We start from the raw sequence: 22,336 nt of genomic DNA, 5'->3' as shown, positions 1-22,336 counted from the left end.
ATCGACCCTGTTCGCTTTTGGTTGAGCTGGCCGTAAACACGAAAAAAAGCCATCCCGCGGTCTGAAAGCCGCGGAACAGCTTCTTCGTGAAACATTGTTAGTTAATGAATTGGAGGTACTGCAGCATACGCTTCAACGCAGCTGCCGCTTGCGCGCGAGTCGCTTTGTCCTGCGGCGCAAACTCCTTATTGGACATTCCTTGGATAATGCCTGCACTCAGAGCCTGAGCAGCAGCATCCTTCGACCAGTCGCCGATGCTTGCACGGTCAGCGAATGAATCCAGGACTGCTTTGTCCAGCTTCACTTCTTTGCCGCCGACTTTGAGCGCTCTAACCAGCATGGTGACCATTTGCTCGCGAGTGATGTTATCGTTAGGCTTGAAGGTGCCGTCCTCAAAACCGGTAATTAACCCTGCCTTGTAGGCTGTACCTACATCTCCCGCGAACCAGTCGCTCGATTGTACATCGCGGAACCCGTCCGCTTGTACTTCGGCTAATCCAAGAGAGCGAACCAGCAAAGCTGCAAACTCAGCACGGGTAATGTTCGCATCCGGCGTAAACAGCTGGTCGGTTGTGCCGTTCACGATCCGCTTGTTCGCCAGAAGCTCTACATCCGCCTTGGCCCAATGCCCTTGCAAATCCGTAAACGATGTATCCGATTGAATGACCGTGTAAATGCTGTTATGCGGCGAACGAATCGTGATGTCCGATGAACCGTTGTTCGTCGTGATGACGGCGGGTACGAAATGCATCCGGTTGTTCGAATCGAACCAGACAGCCGTTATCTTGCTTGGATCTACAGCGGTTCCCAGGCCGAAGGTGCGATTGACATACACACCTCCAAAATCGGATAATTCGTTCCCGTTAACGGCGATCCTAAACTCGATCGGATTCGAAATCAGTTGCTTCGCGTTCAAGCTTTTCACCACCGCGGCAATATCATCCCCGGCTTTACCGGAAACTTTAGAGATGGTGACCGTGACAACTGCAACCTTAGGAATATGCTTGAGCACACTTACAGGCAGCTCATAAGTAACTCCATTAGCTTGAATCCGAATAATCGCATTGCTTTGCTTACCGATAGCGTTCAGAATAGCATTGCCCGGCAGCTCCACTTTCACTGTCGACTCGCTGTCCTTCACATCGATCGTAACAAGCGCGTTGGATAAGGCTTTTTCCAGCTTGTCGGCGTCAACGGTCACTTTCGTTACCGGCTTGCCATCTGCCGTTGTTTCTTTGGTCACTTTCGCATCTTTGGAAAGGTCGATAGTGCCTGCATGGCTGCCAGAATCCGATGGCTCAGCAGTACCGCCGGAACCGGATGACGAACCACCTGACGAACCGCCGCCAGGACGCGGTCCCGAGCTGGGTGGAACGGTTCTAAATGTAACCGTAGGGCCGTAAACGCTTCGGGTTCCATCCGAATCCACTGCCTGGATTGCATAAGTATAGCTGGTGTTTGGCAACAAGCCTATCAAATCATAGCTCAGAACATTGCCTAACGACGCAACCTCGGTGTAGGTCGACCCTATAACGTTATATACTTTATACCCGCTTATTCCTCTGCCCGCTTCGGCTGCCGTCCATTTTAATGTTGCCGTTCTTGGTGTCACAACGGAAACAGTGAGGCTGGAATTAGCCGGCCATACCGGCTGAGTTACTGTAACATTCGCCAACGCTTTATACGTTGTACTGGTTACCGTACCCTCTACGGTGAAGCTGCCAGCAGACGCGTACTTCGTTGGATCGATAGGATCCCACGTTACTCCTAGCTGACGGGTCGTGTTATCGCTGTACACCGCAGTAACCACCGTTGGCATTACCGGTGCTGTTCCCGCTTTGGTCGTCACGTTTTCGGGATTAATCCCTATGACCACTGGAAGCACTTGCGAATCTGTCGGGAAAGCAGGTGCTGAAATCATAAATTTACGGGAATACGGGTCTGTTCCCATGGATCTCACTGCAATTTTGGACATATCTGTTAAGGCAGCCGGTAAAGTATAGCTTGCTGCGTCTTTCGGCATATCAGCAAGTACCTTGGTGCCATCATAGACGGCATAACCTTCACTTAACGGATTTGCATCCCACTTCAAAACTTTAGCTGTAGGATCCAGCATTAGGTTTTGCGGAGGCGTTGGGGCATTAAACACTTGAACCTGCGTCAGGCGCGGAGGTCCTGTAAGATCGGCTCCTGCATTGCCGCCCGATGCGTTCTCTACCGTCACTTTGATATACCTGGAATGATAAGTCTTGCCCAGGTCGATCGGGTACGAGCTATCGTCCGTATCCGTACCGCCGCTAGTATTGCCACTAGCATACGTATACCCCTGAGCCGTCTTTTTATCCACTTGCTTAAAGGTCATGGAGTCAAACTCGGCGGCTGAAGCATGATTCGATGTATCATCGGATACATAAACCGTTGCACCTTTTAACCGGGTCGACTTGGCAAACAAACGGATTTGGCTGAAATCCATAGCCAGGCCTAGATCTATAACGAAGCTGCCTTTTTTGTCCCCATCCGTACCGAGCCACGAATAGTTCCCGATCTGATCAAGGCTTGTCACGTTGGTTACATTCCATTTCGTTGGGTCCTGCAGCACGCCGTTAGTCAGTTTATTGGCATTCCCGTACTCATTGGCCGCAGCAGATTGCTTCTGAATCGTATTGCCGGTGACCGGGCCCACATTGTATGCTTTTTTATTCAGCGCAAGGTTAACGGACGAAATCCCGGACGCCACCTTGCTTATAGTAATATCAGCCACTTGAAGCTGAACGTCAAAAGCTGAGTTATTGCCTCCATTGGAGCTTCGGTAAATCCCCCACTTCGGACGCAAATATTGATCAAACACAGCCGGATATTCGGTCTCAAAGCTGCTGCCTCTTTGCGGTCTTCTCCACAAATCCTTCACGCCGTCGCTCGCACCTTGATTGGAGAACACTTGATACACATCTGGACTGTCATAAGTATACACTTTGCCGGTTACCGTGTCCGTGATCTTAATGGTGAGCCATCCGGTATCCGATATCAGCGCATTTAGCTCCACCTTAATCCAGTGACCGTCAAGCTCACTTAACGGAATGGTCAGAAGGTTCTTATCGCCGTCGTACCGGTTATGATTCACCACAAGGTTTCTCTTTGAGGTGCCGGAGATCGACATAGCCAGAATATAAGCACCGTTCTCATCGCTGGTGTTACCTCCCGGCAATGTATTGGTCGCTTGTGCATTCGTAGCCTTCAGCTGGAAAATATGCCGGAAGCCGGACTGATTCCACTGATTGCCGTCCGGTATATTCCAGAGCCAGCTGTAGGAAACGATATCACCCTCATAGGCCGTAAAATCATGAGTCGAATCTTCGCTTGGCCGAATTTCAACTCGCTGCCTGTCGTTGATCGCCGCGCCGTAAACAACGTAGCCTACGCTTGGGTCAAACACACCTTTATGGCCGTATTCACCATCCCGGACCTTATCGGCGAATTCGTTATTTGCCCCTCTGCCATATTCAAAAAGCTTGAATACATTCTTCTTCAGCGTATCGTCCCAAACGCTTGTAATATGGTCGTCTGCTGCGGTTGCCCGGGGCAGATCGCCGTAATAATGATGGTAAGCGTCCCTGATTCTCTTGGTCACGCCTTCTACCGGTTCATCAGTACCCATTGTCCCTCCCAATACATTGTATGGAGACACGCCTTCGATGGCATTCATCTTGATTGTATTGGCATTTTCACCATACCCGCGGGCCGTCACATCAAGTGCGAAAATGGATGGGGAGCCGGTATTGAAAGCAAATGTAAATTCATTTGTGCCGAGAGGCAGCTTCGCAAGATAAGGAGCGGTAAACGTAACCGTATTTCCGGATAGCGTATAATCCGTACCTTTGACAAGCGCCGTTCCGCCCTTCGTAATCCCCGTCAGCGCCTGTCCGCCGGCAAGACTTATCGTCGTTGAGACTGCAGCAGCTTGATCCCAGGTGCTGTAAGTATCCTTGGCAGGCACTAGAGCCGTTGCATTGGCAATAGGGTCTTTGCCGTAAATAGCCAGGGCGGACAGCCCCATCATCGAGTCTTGATCCGTAGACTTGCTGCGGGACCCGGCCAGAATCGTGTTGACCATGACATACCGGGCTGTGAACGGATACAGGAATGTCTTCGTATCATAGCCCCATTGCTGCCCGCCATACGTTACGTAAGACCACAGCCCTTCAGTCTCCGTACCGCCGGCCAATGTCCAGCCGTTGGCCTGCCAGTCGTAATTGTTGGCCGTATCTGAAGCCGTCGGCGCACTTTCCCAGGATGCAGGATCATTGGAGTAGTACACCTCAAACCTGGTCGCATTGCTTTGGATGTTGGGGATGCTGTTCGGTATTTCCAGGTACAATTTATCAATCGTTTTGGGAGCGCCCAGGTCCAGCGTCAAAGCCAAGGAGGAAGGCGAGTAATCGCTCTTATACACTTTAGAGCTTGAATTACGCCAGTAGCCGCTGCCATCCGCCTTCAAAGCGTCCGCTCCCGGATGCTCCGGCGCTTCCGAGCTTACTTTAAGATTCACCCCTGCTTGCGGGGTAAAGCGTGTCTTGTCCAGCAGGTTCAATGAGCCCGTTGCTGTCGGAATATCTGCGGCATTCATGACCGTCACGGTGCTGGTTTGCCTCAGGTTCCCCTTACTTGCAGTAATCAGCGCTGTACCTTCACTTATCCCGGTTACGACGCCGTTTGCATCTACCGATGCTGCCGCCGTATTATTGGACAGCCATGTGATCGACTTATCTGGTGTACTTTCAGGCAGAACTACGGTCCTAAGTGTCTCTTGTTTGCCGATGGCAAGGTTCAGCTTTTGCTTGCTAATGGCCAAGGAGCTGTCGGACGCTGCAGAAGGTTCTCCGAATACCCGGAATTCATTGCTTTTGATTCCTCCGGCTCCTGCTTTTAGAGTGACGTCGGATACAAGCAGTACATATTGAGCCCCAACCGGTGCCGTCAAAGTTTGATCTATTTTTTGATTATTACCAGGTGAAGGGGGTGTACTTTGCCCTAATTCAGAGATGGGAATCCAGGAGCCCCCATGTGCCGTTTCAAGCGGTTTTCTCGTTGCGCTCGAGGATGCCGAGAGGGTGCCGCCCTCCACAAGCTCCGTATAAGCAGCAGCATCATTGGTATAATAGACCTGGTAATTTTTCAGCAGGCTGCTATTGCTGCCCCATTCGATTTGGATTTTGCTGATATCGATTTTCTTTTCCAGCTTGACAGCCGCCCAATATTGATAGGTTTCTGCCGCTGAAGCTCCCAAGGAGCTATGGGCTTGCCAGGAGGTATCTGATTTGTCGTCAATAAAGTTGTTCTTGGTGCCGCTGCTCTGGCTGACGACCTTGAGTTCCGCACCAGGCGTCATCGCCCAGTTCTTATAGCCCGTATTAACATTAACCTCAGCATAAGGCTGAATGTCTTTGGGGTTCGTGATCCCCGTCCCGTCAAATTGGCCCGTAATTTTATAGCTGCCCATTGCATTAGGATCATAACCGGCCGGGCTCCAGGTGACATTCACCTTCTCAACCTTCCCTGTGCTTAAGGTAACATCAAGCTGGGAAGGCAAGCCTAAGCTATTGAAGGCCGTTCCTACGGTGGTTGTAATAGCCGCAGGTCTCGCCCAAGCTACAATCTCCTTAGGCTGCGCCTTAGGGTCCCATCCGTCAGGGAAAACATAGCTGTTACTGTCCCGTTTGATCAAATGCACGTCAGCCAAATACATCGTAGCCGCCTGGAATTCATCAGCGTACGCCGCATCTCCCGCACCATTGTACATCCCGCGGTACAGCCCCCATTTGGAACGGTTTTGCTGTCCCGCTACCATGGGCTGGTCCCCTCTTTCGAGTCTGCCTGTAGCCGGATTCTTCTCTTCAGGGCGGCGCAGCGTTTCGGCTGTCATCCCGCCTTCGAACAGCACTTCGTTGGTTTCCAGATCCACCAGTTTGCCATAAACGTAGCCTTTGTCCGCAGATAAAATCGTCACCTCAAAATCAAGCCAGCGGTCAACCACCTTGTCAAAAGGAATGGTGAACAATGGTTTGATTCTGTCTGCAGCCGTACCGTCCGGATTGTTGCGGAATTCCAGCTGTCCCTTGCCGCCGCTTGAAACAAGCGTAAGGGTCGTGATCGGCTGGCCGGCTTCATCGCCTGAGATCGCTTTCAATTGAAAGATATGCCAGAAGCGATGCGGATTAATAAAATCGCCGGCTTTATAATTCGTGACGTCCTGCTGGAACCTTAACGTTTCCGATGGAAGCATCAGTCTCCAGTGGTGGGTCATAATGTCCCCGCCTACGCTGTTAGCATCGATATTGGATGCCGCAGTATTGCTCTTAATCTCCAGCCTCTGGCGGTCGCTGCCTACGGCTCCGCGATCTCCATCATCCCGGCTCACACCCTCCGGGGTTTTAAAAGGTAAAAATTCGTGATAACGCAAAATATCGGAGTTGAGCTTCTCGGTCCCCGGTATATTAGCAATGCCATACTTTGCAAGCGCATTCGCATCATTTTTGCCAATGGTCTGCAAATACATATTATCTCCGATCCAGGATTCATCTACTGTCGAAGCCGCCGGATACTCGCCGGAACGATCGTAGAAGGACTCATTCCAGTTTTTCCCGCTGTAAGAGGAGGCGGCGCCTGGACCCTCTATGGAACCGGTCGTACTGCCGTTGCCGATTTTCGATGCACCCAGCACATCCCAGGCATTTTCTCCCCTATGGATGTTAAGAGGTAAATACTTGTCGTTAGGTCCCATAGGCCCGGCGATGGCTGGAATATTGCTATCCACCGTTACCGTGATGGTGTATGTTTTGCTGTTGCTGCTATCATTTTTATCCGTAAGGACCAAATAAAAATTCGTTGGCCCGCTTGCGGACAATTGGTCCAGCTTGGCATCGTTTTTGTTGGAGGTAAAAGCGATAGCCGTTGTTCCGTCGGCTCTATAAAGCGCCGCGCTTGCTCCCGGGTTGATCGTTATATTCAGCATTTGGGACAAGGTGCCGTAGGGCAATGAGATATCGATAGTTGCCATGTTCAGATTAACGTTAACATCAACAGGTTTATTCACCTGCACATCCAATAACCCCAAGCTGTCCCCTCCGCCGCGTGAACTGTGGATACAGGGATAAAGGGTGCCGGAAAAAGGGAAATGACGAGAGCAACAATCAATATTAAGGTTAATACTCTGTTAGCGGCATGCTGCCTAAGCATCTTCAAAAGCCTCCTTTACGAAATCGGTAAAGCCTAGCGTAAATTTCTTAACTTCATAATGGAACGACAGAATATCTTGAACGGGATTATGGACAAAGCATCTGCTCTGTCAGTGGATAAAAGGAGTAGAGAGACAGGGTTGACCGCTTAGTGATTGAACTCCAGATTATACAATTCAAGGGGATGCAAGCAGAAAAACAGCCATAAATTTCGGGGCTGTCAGAAGACATCAGACGGGCCGGCTTGTGGATGTCGTTAAAAGAATAATGATCGGATTCGCGGCAATGAAGCCGTGCGGTTCTTTGGTGGTATGCACTGTAAATCAATAATTATATCAGGCTTGTCCGTCATTCGCGCCTCATGGCTCTCCCTCCTTAAAGGTAAAACATGCTATCCATAATTTCTATTTTACTCCTGCCTGTGAACAAAACTATGGATAAATCCCATCTTCATATGGACAAATGAAGGGAAAATAACAGCGCTTTCATTTTTACATGAAAAGAAAAGGACCCTCGCGGGCCCTTCTAACGGTGAATTGATTTTTGGTACTAATGTCTTGAACCTCTTTTGAACCTTAGGTCTACCACTTTAACACTAATGCAGTATGGGGTACTACAATAACGTCTCTGCGGCACATCCCCTCGCTTCTATTTAGATTCTAACAGCTTCCCCGGCATTTCTCGTTGATCGTTCAACGGAACCACACCTCTCTTTTCACCGTCAACCATAGCATGCCCCAATTGGAGGCCATTATGCATGAACTTGAAAAAGATCTTTACTGCTGTTGATCTTGACCTTGACCTTGACCTTGACCTTGACCCTGACCTTGTCCTTGCCCTTGACCGCCTTGGGATTGCTGCTGCAAAGCCTGTTCAGCCTGCTTAAGCTCTTCAGACGATTGCTGGAGCTGCTGCTGAATTTGCTGAATTTGAACCTCTTGCGTAATTTGTTTCGTTTGCTCGGCAATTTGATCCGCCTGAGCAGCCGCATGCTGAACCGCTTGTTGAAGCTGCTGCTGAGAGTCACCTTGGCCTGACTGCTGTCCCGAGCCTTGCCCGGCATTTTGCTGCTGATTTTGTCCCGGCATGACGTTCACCTCCTATAAGTTTCCTTATAAGGATTTGTCAAATATACGCCATCTATTCGCATGTAAAATCGGCATGACAAAATAACCTCAACGATATTTAACCTACAGGGTCAAACGTCCATACGCCAAGGGGGTTCCAAGCATAACTTAATTTCGGGGCTATCAATTAAGGCTCACTTCAAAAATAGCATGAAGGGAGATTTGAAACATGGGTGGACTCGTAGGTGGAGCAGGCTGTGGCGTAGGCGGCGTAGGCGGCGTATTTACAAGCGTTGGCGTTATTCTGGTTCTGTTCATTTTGTTGGTTATCGTTACTCGCGGCTGCTTGTACTAATATTTAAAAACAAACCCGCGTCCTATCAGGGACAGCGGGTTTTTATTTGGCTGGAAGGTTGGATTATTCCGCCGCTTCCGCTGCGGTCTCTGCTGCAGGCTCCGCTTCGGAGATCGTATGGAACGGCGCGGCAATGACTTCATCGGCACGGGTCAGCACATGAACCCCTTCCGGAATGTCCAAATCCTTGACGAAGATCGCCTTACCTTCCCGTATCGGCGTCAAATCAAGGGCAATGGCCTCCGGTATTTGGCCGGGCAAGCAATCGACATGAATTTCATGAAGAAACATTTGATAAGGAATCATTTTACCGTCCGGGTCCGGAATCGTTTCAATACGAACATGAACCTTAACCCGTTCATTCAATTGAATTTGATGCAGGTCGACCGCCAGAATGCGGTGATGAATCGGATCACGATCGACAGAGTGTATGACGGCCAGCTTGTTAAGGCCAGGCGCCTCCAGCTCAATAAGCGCATTAGGATAATGAAGCGCCTTTAGCAAAGCCTTCTCATCCAATGCAATGGAGACAGGCTCCGTCATTTTCCCGTATATGACTCCAGGAACTTTCTTTTCCTCACGCAGCTTGCGTATGGCAGATCTGGTTGTTGTTTGACGCAATTCCGCTTGCAGTTGTAATTTCATCGATATGTCCTCCCCTATGGTGTCAGGGCGAACACCTCAGCCAGATTTGAGCTGTCACTTCCTTATGATTGAATTGGGGAAATCCCGGAGGTGTTCTCCCTGGCTTGATCTTGTCCTCATTATTTTACCATTGTTGGCTCCGGCAGTCAGAACGCTCGTTCCGCAAAATCAGCGATCCTATCGTAAAATGAACGATAATCTCCAATCATTGAAGGCTGCTCCACCCTTTTTGTCCATTTCCTCAAAGTTGGAACGCTTTGCCGGGAGCATAAGTACAAAGGATGTATTTTCCATAGCTGCATAAGCTCCAATTGCCGTTGACAAGTCATATCTGTCCGCCTCTATTAATAGACTACTTTGTACCTGACTATTAGGAACGGAGGGTTGTCCGTGCAATATTATTATGGAGATAAAATGCCGCTGCGCATTTTGGACGAGGGAGAATTCTGGAAGCTGCAGGAGACGGAGCATACCGATGTTATTCGGGCACTGGTTCCCGACCTGGAGCAGCCGTTCGTTGAAGCCTTGCAGGAATGGGAGCAGGCGCTGGCACAAACCCAAGCGAGGTTCGTGCGCTACATAGAGCTGGTCGGAAGGACGGGCCACCAGGTCAGCGGAGAGGTGTATAAGCAAATTATGGAGCTGGTTCAGTTTGCGCTTCATCAAAGCGAGCAATTCATTCAATTGCTTAACCAGCTTGGCAGCGGAAGTGCAGCCATGAGGAAAAATCCGACGGCTATTACCGTATTAAACCATATCCGGCGAGAATCCGAATACTTTATCGGCATCGCTCAAGCGCTGCTCTCCAGGGAACAGAGTTATTAGTCTAATGATCCGGCAGTCTGCCTCATCTTCTTATAATTCCTGCCTCTATCGTTTGCGTTCCATTTGTGAGGACGTGTACAATAGAACCTAAATAAGGGATGAGGTGGATATGAAGATGAATCAAGCTGCAGCATTTGCAAGGCCTCCATTGGCGGATTGCATCCCGGATCTGGTTGCGTTTGCCCGTGGAGAAAAGAAGGCGACCCTGTTCATCCGCAACGGCAGTCTGGTTAATGTAATGTCCGGCGAAATTCTGCCGAATACCTGCGTAGCTGTCGTCGGAACGCGCATTGCCTATGTCGGCCCTTTCGTCGAGGGAATGATCGGCTCCGATACGAAGGTTATCGAGGGGGAGGGCAAATATATTGCTCCCGGCTTGTTGGACGGGCACTGCCATATTGAGAGCAGCCTGCTATCCGTAACGGAATTTGCGAACGGCGTCCTTCCGCTTGGAACGACAGGCGGCTTCTTCGATGCCCACGAAATATCGAATGTCCTTGGTCTGCCAGGACTGCGCATTATGCTGGACGAAGCAAGACAAACGCCGATGGCCGCTTATATGCAGGTAGCCTCCTGCGTCCCTTCGACGAACCCCGAGTTCGAAACGTCGGGAGCTGAGTTCGGACCGGAGGAGGTAGCCGAGGCATTAAGCTGGGGCCCGGATATGATTGCTCTTGGAGAGGTCATGAATTTCCCCGGTGTCGTCTACGGCGATCCGAAGATGATCGGTGAAATTCAGGCGACGCTCCGGGCGGGCAAGGTCGTGGACGGCCATTACACCTGGCCTGCCAATGACCCCCGGCTTGCCGCTTATGCAGCTGCAGGAGTATCGGGATGCCACGAGAGCGTCACGAAGGAAGACGTTGTCGAGCGTGTGAGACTTGGCATGTACGCCAAGATGCGCCGCGGCTCGGCATGGCATGATGTGGCCGCTACGATCAAGGCGCATACCGAGCTTGGCATTGATTCCCGCCGGATGATTCTTGTGTCGGACGACCGGATTTGCAGCTCTTTAAAAGAAGAAGGCCACATGAATTTCATCGTAAGACATGCTATCCAGCAGGGCGTGAAGCCGGTGACCGCCTTCCAAATGGCAACCTTAAATACGGCAGAGCGCTTCGGTGTCGCAAGAGATGTAGGCTCCGTAACGCCGGGCACGATCGCCGACATTATTTTGCTGGACGGCAATCTGGCTGATGTTAACGTCGTTATGACGATCGCCCGGGGGGATGTAGTCGCCGAGAACGGCGCCATGACCGTGAAGCTGACTCCGTTCGACTATCCCGATTATGCGGTGAATTCGGTTAAAATCAACAAAAAGCTGGCTCCTTCCGATTTTGAAGTACAAGCGCCGGTATCGTCGGGCACTATTAAGACCCGCGTGGCCGTCGTGAGAGAAAATCACGTGGAGACGGAGGAAATCTTCGCCGATATTCCTGTAAAGGACGGCAAGCTTCAGATCACTCCGGAGAGCACGCTGTGCAAGATGGCCTTGTTCGAGCGCCATGGCAAAACCGGCGGTTCGGCTATAGGTATTGTCGGCAATGTTGGCTTCGATCAACCGGCGGCTATCGCCATGACCGTCGCTCATGACAGCCATAACCTGCTCGTCATCGGCAACGATGACGCAGTGATGGCCCAAGCCGCGAACGCCGTCATTGGCATGCAAGGCGGCATCGCCGTTGCGACAAGCCAGACCCTCGTCGAGCTGCCGCTTCGTCTGGCCGGCCTTATGTCGACGGAGCCTTACGAGAAGGTGGTCAAGCAATCCATTGAGATCAACCAAGCGCTGGTGAAGGCTGGATGCACGATGAATTATGCGTTCATGACCCTATCCCTGCTGGCCTTGGTCGTGATCCCTACGCTGCATATTTCCGATACGGGCTTGATTCGGATATCCGACGCAGGGTTCGAGAAGGTATCCCTGTTCGCGGACGAAAGATAAGAAAATAAACAGCGGTGGCTTTGTGCCTCCGCTGTTTTTGTTTGAAACCTAAAAAATCCAAAATCGCTTGGTCCCCCCGGTAGGGTATCCCCCTCAGGCCGCTGTTGTTCTCAGGAAATATTATTCAATTCGCCCCTTAGTGGTAATTTCCCGAGAACAAAGGCGGTCGCTTCGCTCCTCCAGGGGACACCCCACCTCTCCTAGGCCGATTTTTGGTAAACCAGGTTTCACTACAACCACATCGGAGGCTTACGCCCCGACGTGGGTATTTTCTGATTTCGTCCGCGGTGCTTTAATAGGTTGTTTCGCGCTGGGGGCGGTAGCGCTCACGGGGACGATTATATTGCGCCGGGAGTTACGGCTGAGCGATAGCCTGATGAAGCGCTTCGATATAAGCGAGCGCAAGCTTGGACAGCGCCGCATTTTGGTGACAGATCCAGCCGACATGAATCGTCTCCTCGCATGCCAGAGGGACGGGAATAATCTCATTCCCGTTCAAATCGGCGCTCAGCACCCCGGTAGAGATCGTATAGCCGTTCAACCCGATCAACAAATTGAACAGCGTGGCCCGGTCATTGACACGAATGCTTTTGGGATGCGTCAGCGTGCTCAATATTTCTTCGGAGAAATGAAATGAATTATACTCCCCCTGCTCGAAGAACAGGTAAGGATAATCCTGAAGCTGGTCGATCGTCACAACGGATTGCTTGGCGAGCGGATTATGTACGCTTATAAAAATATGCGGCTTCGCCGTAAACAAGCCGGTAAATTTCAGATTGGCATCCTTCAGCAGCCGGTTGATGACCTTGGCGTTAAATTCATTGAGATACAGGATGCCGATCTCGCTGCGTTGGCTTTTGACATCCTGAATGATTTCATGTGTCTTTGTTTCGCGCAGCGCCAGCTCGTATTCCTCGTGGCCGTACTCACGAACCAAATGCACGAAGGCATTCACGGCAAATGCATAATGCTGCGTCGATACCGAGAAATGCTGGGGAGATGGCTTCGCGTTCAAGTATCTGCTCTCCAGCAGCTCGGCCTGCTCAATCACCTGACGGGCGTAGCCGAGAAACTCGGCCCCCTCCTTCGAGAGAGAAATGCCTTTGTTCGTGCGCTCGAAAATGGTGATCCCGATTTCCTCCTCGAGATCTTTTATCGCATTGGACAGACTCGGCTGGGAGATAAACAGCCGTTTGGCCGCTTCATTCATGGATCCCCGGTTGGCAACCTCAATCACATATTTCAATTGCTGCAGCGTCAATGTACTTCCTCTCTTTCGCCCTTAAATTGTTGCTTATTTGACCTGGACCACTTGTCCGCCGGTCATGGCAACCAGTTCTTCCGGCGTCAGCTCGAATACCGCCTTGGGATGTCCCGCTGCTGCCCACAGCGTCTTGTACTGGAACAGGTCCTCGTCAATGAGAGTCATCACGTCTTCTGCGTGCCCGATCGGAGCCACTCCGCCGATGACAAAACCGGTTCTCTCACGAACGTAGTCCGCGTCCGCTTTGCCGAGCCGGTCATTCAGCTTTCCGGCGATAAGCCTTTCATTAACCCGATTCACACCGCTGGCGACAACCAAAAGCGGCTTATCGGAGCTTTTAAGACGAAATATAATCGATTTGGCAATTTGCGCAACCTCGCAGCCAATAGCGTCTGCGGCCTCCTGGGCTGTGCGTGCGCTATCGGGCAGCTCCACAACCTTATTTACATAACCCCACTCCGCCAGCAAGTCCTGCACTCGCTGAGCGCTTTCTTTCAGCGAACCCATCTCATAATTCCCTCCAATCCTTGATTTATGCCCCTGATGAGGGGAGGGGTCCTCAGAAAAGGAACCCCTTCGGGATAAACCTAGACAGCAGACCCTTGCTTCGCCATATCATCCAGCAAAGCGCCGTTAATAGCATTCAAGAACGCATTCGCGCTGGCTTTAATAATATCGGTGTCCATAGCGCGGCCGGAATATGTTTTGCCTTCGTATTGGATGCGGATGTTGACACGGCCGATCGCTTCCTTGCCTCTCGACAGGCTGTTGATTTTATAATCCTTCAGCTGAACATCCATGCCTACCAAGGCTTTGATGACGCTGTACAACGCATCAATCGGACCGTCGCCTACTTCAGAGCCTTTCAAAACCTCAGAGCCCTTTCTCAATTTCACGGTAGCCGTAGGGTAAACATCGTTGGTCACCACCTGGAAGGATTCCAGCTCATACAGCTGCTTCTCGGTATCGCTGACGGTGCGGTGACTTGTCACCAAATAAAATACGTCATGATCATACACTTCTTTTTTGGCATCGGCCAGGGTAAGGAATTTTTGGAACAGCTGCTCAAAGTCCTCGTTATCGCTCGTATCGAAGCCCATCTTCTCGACGGCATTCTTGAACGCGTGACGGCCGGAACGGGCGGTAAGAATCAGCTCCATGCTCTCCGCTCCCACATCCTCCGGAGACATGATTTCATAAACCTGCTTATCCTTAAGCAGCCCGTCCTGATGAATGCCCGAGGAGTGAGCGAAGGCGTTCTCGCCTGTAATCGCTTTGTTCACCTGAACATCCAGGCCGGTCAAATGAGTGACCAAGCGGGACGTTCTCAGAAGCTCTTTGGTCTGAATTTCGGTATAGGCTTGGAAGGAGCTTTCCCTTACCTTTAAGGCCATCACGACTTCTTCCAGCGAGGCGTTACCCGCGCGCTCACCCAAGCCGTTAATCGTGCATTCGATTTTGTCCGCTCCGTTCTTGACCGCGCTGAGCGTATTCGCGGTTGCAAGCCCCAAATCGTTATGGCAGTGCACGCTGAGAATGACCTTGTCGTTCAAGTTCTTCAAACGGTCATTAATTCTGCGGATCAAGTCCCCGAATTCATCAGGGACGGCAAAGCCGACCGTATCCGGCACGTTAATCATCGTCGCCCCTGCTTTGACAACGGCTTCGATCGTTTTCCACAAATATTCGAAATCTGATCTCGATGCATCCTCTGTCGAATATTGAACGTAAGGCAGCAGCGTCTTGGCATATTTGACGGCTTCAACGCCCATCTCCATGACCGCTTCCTTGGATCGGTTGAACTTCTTCTCCACATGGATGTTGGAGGTTCCGAGAACGATATGGATGAGCGGATTTTGCGCCGCCTTAATGCTTTGATAGACAGCGTCAATATCGGTTCGAACGGCGCGGGCCAGCGCAGTAATCGATACGCTGTCGCCAAAGGTGCGGGCAATTTCCTGCACCGCCTGAAAATCTCCTTGGGAAGAAGCCGGGAAGCCCGCTTCGATAATATCTACATTCAGCCGTTTCAATTGCTGGGCGATTTCAATTTTTTGATGCATATTTAACTTAGCGCCAGGAACCTGCTCTCCGTCACGCAATGTAGTATCCAATACAATTATTTTACGATTCATGGTTAGTTCCTCCTAAACGAAATGGATATAATATATATCTATATAAAGCGAGGTTGGTTAAACCCGGAATTTAACCAACAAAAAAACCCCGTCTCTACGTATAGAGACGAGGTTGAACTCGCGGTACCACTCTAATTCATTTCATTAACGAAATGATCTCCTTCGATGGCCATCACCATCTATCCCTGTAACGGTGGAAATCCGGCTTACCCTACATATCAGGCAGCTGTTCATAGACGAGTTCGAAATGAAGGTCACTGCCGTTTCGCACCTGCCAACGGCTCTCTGAAAGGTCCAATCAATTCTACTATTTCTAATCGTAACATTTGGCTAATGAAATTAATGGTTATTATAGGGCATCCCTGGTTCATTGTCAACAGCTGAAATTGGATAAGGGGTATGGATTAGGCGAACGTTTAGATTTACAGCTGCATACAGTAACCGCATAGGGTCAAACGCCTAATATCCAATGAAAGTAGGGAATGACGTGGCCGTTTCATATATGGATTATGCCTCGCCATCGGCAGCATTTTCTTATGATTTAAGCGACAATCGATTTTTCACAAAAGATCCGCAGAACTACATTAACGCGCTTTCCATTAAACAGCTTAACACGCTTGGAAACGTATCTCTGCTCGATATTTTTCTCAGCGCCGGTAACATCGTAGAACCCCATATACATCAGAATGCTTCGGAATTGGTCTATTGCATTTCGGGAGCTGCTGTCGTCTCGTTGATCAATCCTTTTACGAAGGAATTGCTTAACTTCCCCATTCAGCCGGGTCAAGTAGCAAACGTGCCTCAAGGATGGTGGCATTATGAGGTTGCGTCCGTCGACAACACGCATTTATTAGCCATCTTCGATGCCCCGACTCCGGAATTTATCGGCGGCTCCGATCTATTGCGTCTGACGCCCGCCAACATATTCGCACGCTCCTACTGCCTCGATGAAGACAAAGTGAAGGATACGCTCTCCCCCATTACCGGGACAGTTTTCATCGGTCCTCCAAAGGATTGCGATAAGTTTGAGGTTCAGGGCACCAGTGAGAAGGAAGCCAAACCAAACTATTCGAAGCCGATGTACCCGAATCCGCCCTTCCCTAATCAAGCATTCCCTAACCAGTCCTATCCGAACCAAGCCTTCCCGAACCAGCCCAATTCCAGCATGCCGCAGTACCATCAAAGATACGAGTATCCCCTGCAGCAGCCTTATATAGGCAATGGATGGGGTTACAATTATAACAGCAATCTGTAAGACGCAGCGAACAACGGAAGACCATTCAGGACTGCTTGAGGCAGCTTGGAATGGTCTTTTTTCGTCTTCTATCCCATTGGGATAGATACTAGATGCTAATCCTTACCCAAAACCTGCTTCGCCACGGAAACGGCTGACGCTGCCCGCGGCCAGCCTACATAGAAGGCCAAATGCGTGATGACCTCAATCAGCTCTTCCTCGGTAAGGCCATTATCCATAGCCAGCTTCAAAAAGGTAGTTGGTTCGTGTGCTCGCCTGCCACAAGGGCGGCAACCGTAACGAGACTTCGGTCGCGAAGCGATAGCTCCTCTCTTCTCCATACATCCCCGAACAGCACCTCCTCCGAATAGTGTGCCAACGCCGGTGCCACATTCCCCAATGTTTCTCTCGCATTCGATACGATACGTCTGTGCTTCATCGCCTGCTCTCCTTTCACGTACTCGTTATAACGACGCTTTTCATAAAATCATCTGCGCGATCCCTTTGCCGAACGTCCAATCCTCCAGCTCGGTTTCCATCAAGACAGCGAATACGTCCTCTTCTCTGATCTCGCACTCTGCCGCCAATAGCTCAGCGAGCCTGCGGTAAAATGCTTTCTTCTGATCCCTGCTTCTCCCTGACCCTAACGTGATTTGAATATAGAGGAGCTTATCCGTTCTCTCCACATTTAGATAATGGGGACTGTAGTAAAATTCGCTTCGCTTATGCGCATGAAAAACCTGAAAGTAATCATCCTCCGGGACATGAAAATGCTCTCTTAAAGCACGCATAATACATTGACTGATGATTGGCAACTCCTTGTCCCCGTATTGCTGCTCCAAATAACCGACTCGAATGAACGGCATGCTGGTTCCCTCCCTTTCAAGATAATTTGATTGTACACCTCAATGCTTCATCTGTATAATTGAATTAATTCATAAATATTATCATTTTATTAGATGGAGATGAGTGGTATGGATTTGAAGGAGCTCACGACCTTCCGCACGATTATTCAAGAGGGTACCTTCTCCAAGGCAGCCGCCAGATTAAATTACGCGCAGTCCACGGTGACCAATCAAATACAAAGGCTGGAAAAAGAGCTTGGGATCAAGCTGTTCAAACGAGGCTGGGATGCGGAGCTTACTCCTTCCGGGAAGGTATACGCGCAAGAGGTGGACAAGCTGATTCAGCACTGGAATTATGTATTGGACCAGGCCAAATCGCTGCAAAAGGAAGAAATAGGGACTCTTCACATCGGGGTATCGGAGACGATGACGGCCAGCCTGCTGCCCGCTGTTCTGCGCAGGTTCCGCGCCCTGAAGCCGCAGATTGAGTGTCATTTCACGGTCGGCAACGCGGATATGCTGGCCCAGTCGCTTCTGCAAAACTCGCTGGATTTCGCAATAACCGGGGAGCCGCACGACATCTCCGCCCTGCGCTTCGAGCATCTGTATGATGAAAAAATCAGCTTTATCGTTTCCAAGAACCATCCCTATGCTGACGCTCCAACCGTTTCCATGGAAGCTCTGTATGATTACCCGCTCTTCGTCGGCGGCAAAACCTGCTTGTACCATATGCGTCTGGTAAAAGAATTTGCCGGATATTCCGGCACGCCGTTCTTGTATACGGTGAGTCAGATTTCCTCCATACCGTCCTTCGTACAGCAAATCCCGTCAGTCGGAGCCGTCCTCTCCTCCCTCCAGCTGCCTCCTGACATTGTGCATTTGGAGGTCAACATGAAGGAACCGTTGATCCCGATCGGCATTTTGCAGCTTAGCAAGCTGCAGTACCGCTCCTCGGCAAGCACCTTATTCCTTCAATGCTTGAAGAAAGAGCTTGAGCTTTGGCAGCGTACATGAGAAGAAGGTTTAGTCTAGCTCTAGCTTACACTTACACATGCAAAAAAACGCCGCTGCTTTTCGCAGCGACGCTTTTGCAATAACGACACGCGGTCAAGATGCAACCACCCTTTTTCCCTTGGCTGCCAGCGATAAGACAAAGCACACCAGCAATACAAGAGAGGCCGATACATACGGATACTGGATGTTAATATCGAAGAGGAACCCTGCGACAACGGGACCTACAATATTTCCCAAGCTCGTATAAGCGGAATTCAAGCCGGCTACATAGCCCTGCTGGTCTTGGGCCATTTTGGACATTTGGGTACTGACCGCCGGCCGCAAAATATCCGTTGCCAGGAAAACGATGAATGTAACCAGCAAAATCAGCCAGTAACGGCTCACAAAGAGCGTCAATAAAACAAATACCCCCGCGACAACTAGACAGACGGATATGACCCGTCTCTCGCCAAAACGGTTCAAAATCCAGCCGAAAATCGTAAGCTGTACGACAGCTCCCGCAATGGAACCGAAGGTGATGATAAAAGCAATATCCTTTGGAGTAAACCCGAATTTATGATCCACGAACAATCCGAATATCGTCTCATAATTTGCCAAGCCGAAGGACATGACGAAGACGATGATCAAGCCAAGAAAATAGGGCTCGCGGAAGGATTGCCTCAGCTGCGATATAAGACTTGGCTTGGCCTCTTGAGACGAGCTCGGAGCCGGAGACGTTCCTTTAGCTGCTTTCATCGATTCCGGAAGCAGAATTAGCGAGATGATAGCAGCTACGACTCCCGCAGCAGCTGCCGCATAGAAGGGAGCTCGAATTCCATATACCGCAATAAATCCGCCGATCCCGGGGCCAATTATGAATCCGGTCGTAATGGCCGCATTAATGAAGCCCATTCCTTTGGCCCGTTCTTCCGTCGTAGTGACGTCGGCGGCGTAAGCCATAACCGCAGGCATGATCAGCGCCGCGCCTATACCTCCGAGCATCCTCGAGACGAAGAGAAACAACGGTGTGCTCACCACTCCGAACATCCATTCCGAGACGGCGAACACGAGCATTCCGCCAATAATAATCTTCTTTCTGCCGAGGGAATCGGATAACCGGCCTGCCATAGGAGAAAATAAGAGCTGGGTTAAAGAAAATGCGGCAACCAGCAAGCCGACGATGCTGCCGTTAATATGAAGCTCCTCCATATAAGTGGGCATGATGGGTATGACAAGCCCAATGCCTGTAAAAACCAGGAAAATATTGACCATCAAAAGTAAAATTGCGCCTCTGTTTCTAAATAATAATGACATGATAATCCTCCACATGCTGTTTCTTTCATAATTATACTGAACGTTCGTTTTGTATTATTCCAAAAGGCTTCACCGAAAAGGAATATTTTCGGCTCGGGTGTCTGTCTATAAAACCGATACGGCTATCGCTCCGGCTCCTCCGGCCGCGCGGCAATGCCGTAAAGAAATATTTTTACCGCCATCTGGTACAGCTCCAGTGCTTCCTTCATACTCGATTTACGCGACATCTGACTTAGGCCAAAGAACAAGCCCTCCAGGATGACAGCCAGACTCTCAACGTTAGCTTGCTTGAATTCGCCCTTCTCCATACCTTCCCGAATCAGCTTTCCGTTGAATTTCAAGTGCCTCGTGACCATCTCGGCCATCCGGTCCTCTACGTCGCTGGTTTTCTCCTCGTTATTGAAAAACTCATCCGCTGCTTTCGTAAGTGGATGATTCAAATCATCCAGCACCATCTGCTCGGCGATTCCGTACAATTTATCTATTGTCGTTTCATACTTGGATTCTTTCTCGAGCCATTTGTGCTCCCAATCATGGTCCCATTCCTCTACCAAATACAGGAACAAGCCTTCCTTGCTTTTAAAATGATAATAAATATTCCCTTTACTGCTGCCTGTCACCTCGACAATATCTTCGATGGAGGTCGCCTTGTACCCCTTTTGTATAAATAATACTCTAGCGGCGTCAGCTATTCGCTTTTTGGTCAACTCACTCTGCAACTGCTTTTTATTCATACGGTTCACTCCGATTTGGTGGAAGTCAGCGGAATCGTGACAATAATACTGAACGTTTATTCAGTATTCTAGCAAATGCGGTCCAATTCTGCAACCCCTCGTTCCTTTCGACGCTTAAGTCGGCATCAAAATGGTCAAAAAAACACCCCAATGAAAATCCATTGGAGTGTCTCACTTTTGCTACCGCTGAGCCTCTGCCGCCAGAGACTCCGCTGCCGCCGCCAAATAATAAGCCAAACCGGTTTGCTGATCCTCCAGCATACGCAGGTGGAAGTCATCCTGCAGGAAAAACCGGGTTTGCGCAGCAAAATCTGCCGGTGAAACCGCGTGGCCATGCTCGTTCATAAACGTTAAATGGCTGTGCAGCAGCTGCTTCATTTTGTCGTCGCTGTGCTTCAAGCCGTCTCTTAAGGATTGCGCCACCTCGTTCATGAAGGCTGCTGCCTCCGCCGCCTGCTCGTTCATCTCCTGAACGTCGACTGAAGCAGTTTCAAGAATGTCCACGTTGTAGGTTTCCTTCAGATGCTGGTTTTGCTCGCTTAGCGCCTCTTTCCATGCGTCCTCGCTTTCAAAGCCTTTGAATAGATCCTGACTGTTCATTGGTTCTCCTTTCTTCTTGCTCTGTATAGTTGTTCGCAAGGTGTGAAGAATGGTGTCCAGCCGCTGCTTGCGGGCCAGGAGGAGCTTTTCTTGCTCAGCAAGCATTGCCGTCCGTTCCGTTTCTTTGTCCAGAAGCGCTTTAATGGTCTCCAGCGGAAAGTCCAGCTCCTTATAAAACAAAATGTGCTGAAGACGCTCCAGCTCCTCCCTCCCGTACAACCTGTAGCCCGCGCTGCTGATTTCGCAAGGCACCAGAAGACCGATCCTGTGGTAATGGTGCAGCGTTTTGACGGTGACGTTGGACAGGGCCGATACTTCTTTTACGGTATACAGCATGGGGTTCACCTCCTTCAAAAACAAGTCTAAAGCCTCCCCCAAGAGGAGAGTCAACACTTTTATTGAACAATTCCGATGACGAAGCCGTCATATCCTTTGCTGCCGACGGTTTGAATTGCTGCAGCTGTCACCCGCGGCTCTTCCGCCAGCATGTCGAAAAACGTTCTTACCCCAAGGACCCTGGGGTCTACGCTATGCTCATTGACCACTTCTCCGTCACGGATGACATTATCGCCAATAATAACCGTTCCCGGACGGGAGAAGCGAAGCGCCCATTGTAAATAATGGGGATTGTTCGGCTTATCCGCATCGATAAAGATGAGATCAAACGGCTCCGTGCGTTCCTCCTCCAATAGAGCTAGCTGCTCCCGCGCATCTCCTACCCGAAGCTCGACCTTATGATCCTGCTGTGCAAGGGCCAGATTGACTCTGGCGACCTCCGCATGAAGCAGGTCCACTTCAATAGTAACCAACCGCCCTTCCGGCGGCAGTGCTCTCGCCATCCAGATCGTACTGTACCCGCCCAACGTACCGATTTCCAAAATTCGCCGTGCGCCCTGCATTTGAACGAACAGGTTTAACAATTTCCCTTGTGACGGCGTTACGTCGTAAGAGGGTAACCCTGCCTTCCGATTGTTAGCCAAAGCTTCTTCAAGAATAGCGTCGTACGGAATCAGCTTCTCCGTTACATACTGATCTACCTGGTTCCAAAGGTTTAATGGATTCATAGGTATCACTTCTCCTTTATTATCGTTTGGCTGGTTCTGTTTTTATTGTAGATGATCTATAATCATAATAAAAATATATCTTTC

At 50.2% G+C, this 22,336-nt stretch carries 16 protein-coding genes, 1 pseudogene and 1 other annotated feature; of the genes and pseudogenes, 5 read left to right on the top strand and 12 right to left on the bottom strand.

Features of this window, described 5'->3' with window-relative positions:
* Positions 1-97 precede the first annotated feature (97 nt).
* A complete protein-coding gene (locus B1728_RS02045) occupies positions 98-7,111 on the bottom strand; it encodes an S-layer homology domain-containing protein (protein WP_079908500.1) in 7,014 nt (2,337 codons plus the stop codon).
* Between the two features lie 897 nt (positions 7,112-8,008).
* The gene (locus B1728_RS02040) at positions 8,009-8,320 is read right to left on the bottom strand and encodes a hypothetical protein (RefSeq protein ID WP_079908499.1); all 312 of its coding nucleotides are present in this window, start codon (positions 8,318-8,320) and stop codon (positions 8,009-8,011) included.
* A 208-nt stretch (positions 8,321-8,528) separates the two neighbouring features.
* Here B1728_RS02040 and B1728_RS36630 point away from each other — a divergent pair, with 208 nt between their 5' ends.
* Positions 8,529-8,654, top strand: coding sequence for a hypothetical protein (locus B1728_RS36630; protein WP_256865195.1), 126 nt, complete (start codon positions 8,529-8,531; stop codon positions 8,652-8,654).
* A gap of 63 nt (positions 8,655-8,717) precedes the next feature.
* On the opposite strand, the gene B1728_RS02035 is transcribed toward B1728_RS36630, so the two are convergent.
* Complete coding sequence (locus B1728_RS02035) at positions 8,718-9,299, bottom strand: 50S ribosomal protein L25 (RefSeq protein WP_079908498.1); 582 nt, start codon at positions 9,297-9,299, stop codon at positions 8,718-8,720.
* Between the two features lie 390 nt (positions 9,300-9,689).
* On the opposite strand from B1728_RS02035, the gene B1728_RS02030 reads away from it, so the two are divergent.
* Together B1728_RS02030 and B1728_RS02025 are read left to right on the top strand one after the other, a co-directional pair.
* A complete protein-coding gene (locus tag B1728_RS02030; RefSeq protein WP_079908497.1) occupies positions 9,690-10,124 on the top strand; it encodes a DUF2935 domain-containing protein in 435 nt (144 codons plus the stop codon).
* Between the two features lie 115 nt (positions 10,125-10,239).
* On the top strand, positions 10,240-12,069 hold the full coding sequence (locus B1728_RS02025; protein ID WP_079908496.1) for an adenine deaminase: 1,830 nt from the start codon (positions 10,240-10,242) through the stop codon (positions 12,067-12,069).
* A 355-nt stretch (positions 12,070-12,424) separates the two neighbouring features.
* Here the strand turns inward: B1728_RS02025 and B1728_RS02020 are convergent, their stop codons facing one another.
* The 3 genes from B1728_RS02020 to B1728_RS02010 all read right to left on the bottom strand — a co-directional run bounded on the left by B1728_RS02020 (position 12,425) and on the right by B1728_RS02010 (position 15,468).
* Positions 12,425-13,330 (bottom strand): LysR family transcriptional regulator, encoded by a 906-nt coding sequence (locus B1728_RS02020; RefSeq protein ID WP_079908495.1) that lies wholly within the window; start codon positions 13,328-13,330, stop codon positions 12,425-12,427.
* 33 nt (positions 13,331-13,363) lie between these two features.
* Entirely contained in the window at positions 13,364-13,840 is a 477-nt protein-coding gene (locus B1728_RS02015; RefSeq protein ID WP_079908494.1) for a YbaK/EbsC family protein, read from the bottom strand.
* A gap of 80 nt (positions 13,841-13,920) precedes the next feature.
* Positions 13,921-15,468 (bottom strand): 2-isopropylmalate synthase, encoded by a 1,548-nt coding sequence (locus B1728_RS02010; RefSeq protein WP_079908493.1) that lies wholly within the window; start codon positions 15,466-15,468, stop codon positions 13,921-13,923.
* Positions 15,469-15,567: 99 nt separating this feature from the next.
* Positions 15,568-15,798: a binding site (T-box leader), on the bottom strand.
* Positions 15,799-15,955: 157 nt separating this feature from the next.
* On the opposite strand from B1728_RS02010, the gene B1728_RS02005 reads away from it, so the two are divergent.
* Complete coding sequence (locus B1728_RS02005) at positions 15,956-16,723, top strand: cupin domain-containing protein (RefSeq protein ID WP_079908492.1); 768 nt, start codon at positions 15,956-15,958, stop codon at positions 16,721-16,723.
* Between the two features lie 95 nt (positions 16,724-16,818).
* Here B1728_RS02005 and B1728_RS02000 read toward each other — a convergent pair.
* Both B1728_RS02000 and B1728_RS01995 read right to left on the bottom strand, forming a co-directional pair.
* A pseudogene (locus B1728_RS02000) lies at positions 16,819-17,141 on the bottom strand (carboxymuconolactone decarboxylase family protein).
* Positions 17,142-17,181: 40 nt separating this feature from the next.
* Positions 17,182-17,568 (bottom strand): tautomerase family protein, encoded by a 387-nt coding sequence (locus B1728_RS01995; protein WP_079908491.1) that lies wholly within the window; start codon positions 17,566-17,568, stop codon positions 17,182-17,184.
* A gap of 108 nt (positions 17,569-17,676) precedes the next feature.
* Here B1728_RS01995 and B1728_RS01990 point away from each other — a divergent pair, with 108 nt between their 5' ends.
* Positions 17,677-18,561 carry a LysR family transcriptional regulator gene (locus tag B1728_RS01990; RefSeq protein WP_079908490.1) on the top strand — a complete coding sequence of 295 codons (885 nt, stop codon included), beginning with the start codon at positions 17,677-17,679 and terminating at the stop codon, positions 18,559-18,561.
* Between the two features lie 93 nt (positions 18,562-18,654).
* Here B1728_RS01990 and B1728_RS01985 read toward each other — a convergent pair whose 3' ends face one another.
* From B1728_RS01985 to B1728_RS01970, 4 genes are all read right to left on the bottom strand, one after another.
* Entirely contained in the window at positions 18,655-19,854 is a 1,200-nt protein-coding gene (locus B1728_RS01985) for an MFS transporter (protein WP_079908489.1), read from the bottom strand.
* A 122-nt stretch (positions 19,855-19,976) separates the two neighbouring features.
* Positions 19,977-20,588: a TetR/AcrR family transcriptional regulator gene (locus B1728_RS01980; protein ID WP_079908488.1), complete on the bottom strand. Its 612-nt coding sequence runs from the start codon at positions 20,586-20,588 to the stop codon at positions 19,977-19,979.
* Between the two features lie 180 nt (positions 20,589-20,768).
* On the bottom strand, positions 20,769-21,524 hold the full coding sequence (locus B1728_RS01975; RefSeq protein ID WP_079908487.1) for a MerR family transcriptional regulator: 756 nt from the start codon (positions 21,522-21,524) through the stop codon (positions 20,769-20,771).
* A gap of 59 nt (positions 21,525-21,583) precedes the next feature.
* The gene (locus B1728_RS01970) at positions 21,584-22,252 is read right to left on the bottom strand and encodes an O-methyltransferase (RefSeq protein WP_079908486.1); all 669 of its coding nucleotides are present in this window, start codon (positions 22,250-22,252) and stop codon (positions 21,584-21,586) included.
* Positions 22,253-22,336 lie beyond the last annotated feature (84 nt).

The organism is Paenibacillus sp. 32352 (genome assembly GCF_002042965.1).
In the GTDB taxonomy this organism is placed as follows: Bacteria; Bacillota; Bacilli; order Paenibacillales; family NBRC-103111; genus Paenibacillus_S; species Paenibacillus_S vulneris.
The sequence above is the reverse complement of the archived record's forward strand: the minus strand, read 5'-3'. Positions and strand labels throughout refer to the sequence as shown.

Excerpts from the sequence above, each read along its gene's own strand:
- B1728_RS02040 (WP_079908499.1), bottom strand. The coding sequence starts at position 8,320 with ATGCCGGGACAAAATCAGCAGCAAAATGCCGGGCAAGGCTCGGGACAG.
- B1728_RS36630 (WP_256865195.1), top strand. The coding sequence starts at position 8,529 with ATGGGTGGACTCGTAGGTGGAGCAGGCTGTGGCGTAGGCGGCGTAGGC.
- B1728_RS02035 (WP_079908498.1), bottom strand. The coding sequence starts at position 9,299 with ATGAAATTACAACTGCAAGCGGAATTGCGTCAAACAACAACCAGATCT.
- B1728_RS02025 (WP_079908496.1), top strand. The coding sequence starts at position 10,240 with ATGAATCAAGCTGCAGCATTTGCAAGGCCTCCATTGGCGGATTGCATC.
- B1728_RS02015 (WP_079908494.1), bottom strand. The coding sequence starts at position 13,840 with ATGGGTTCGCTGAAAGAAAGCGCTCAGCGAGTGCAGGACTTGCTGGCG.
- B1728_RS02010 (WP_079908493.1), bottom strand. The coding sequence starts at position 15,468 with ATGAATCGTAAAATAATTGTATTGGATACTACATTGCGTGACGGAGAG.
- B1728_RS01995 (WP_079908491.1), bottom strand. The coding sequence starts at position 17,568 with ATGCCGTTCATTCGAGTCGGTTATTTGGAGCAGCAATACGGGGACAAG.
- B1728_RS01990 (WP_079908490.1), top strand. The coding sequence starts at position 17,677 with ATGGATTTGAAGGAGCTCACGACCTTCCGCACGATTATTCAAGAGGGT.
- B1728_RS01985 (WP_079908489.1), bottom strand. The coding sequence starts at position 19,854 with ATGTCATTATTATTTAGAAACAGAGGCGCAATTTTACTTTTGATGGTC.
- B1728_RS01980 (WP_079908488.1), bottom strand. The coding sequence starts at position 20,588 with ATGAATAAAAAGCAGTTGCAGAGTGAGTTGACCAAAAAGCGAATAGCT.
- B1728_RS01975 (WP_079908487.1), bottom strand. The coding sequence starts at position 21,524 with ATGCTGTATACCGTAAAAGAAGTATCGGCCCTGTCCAACGTCACCGTC.
- B1728_RS01970 (WP_079908486.1), bottom strand. The coding sequence starts at position 22,252 with ATGAATCCATTAAACCTTTGGAACCAGGTAGATCAGTATGTAACGGAG.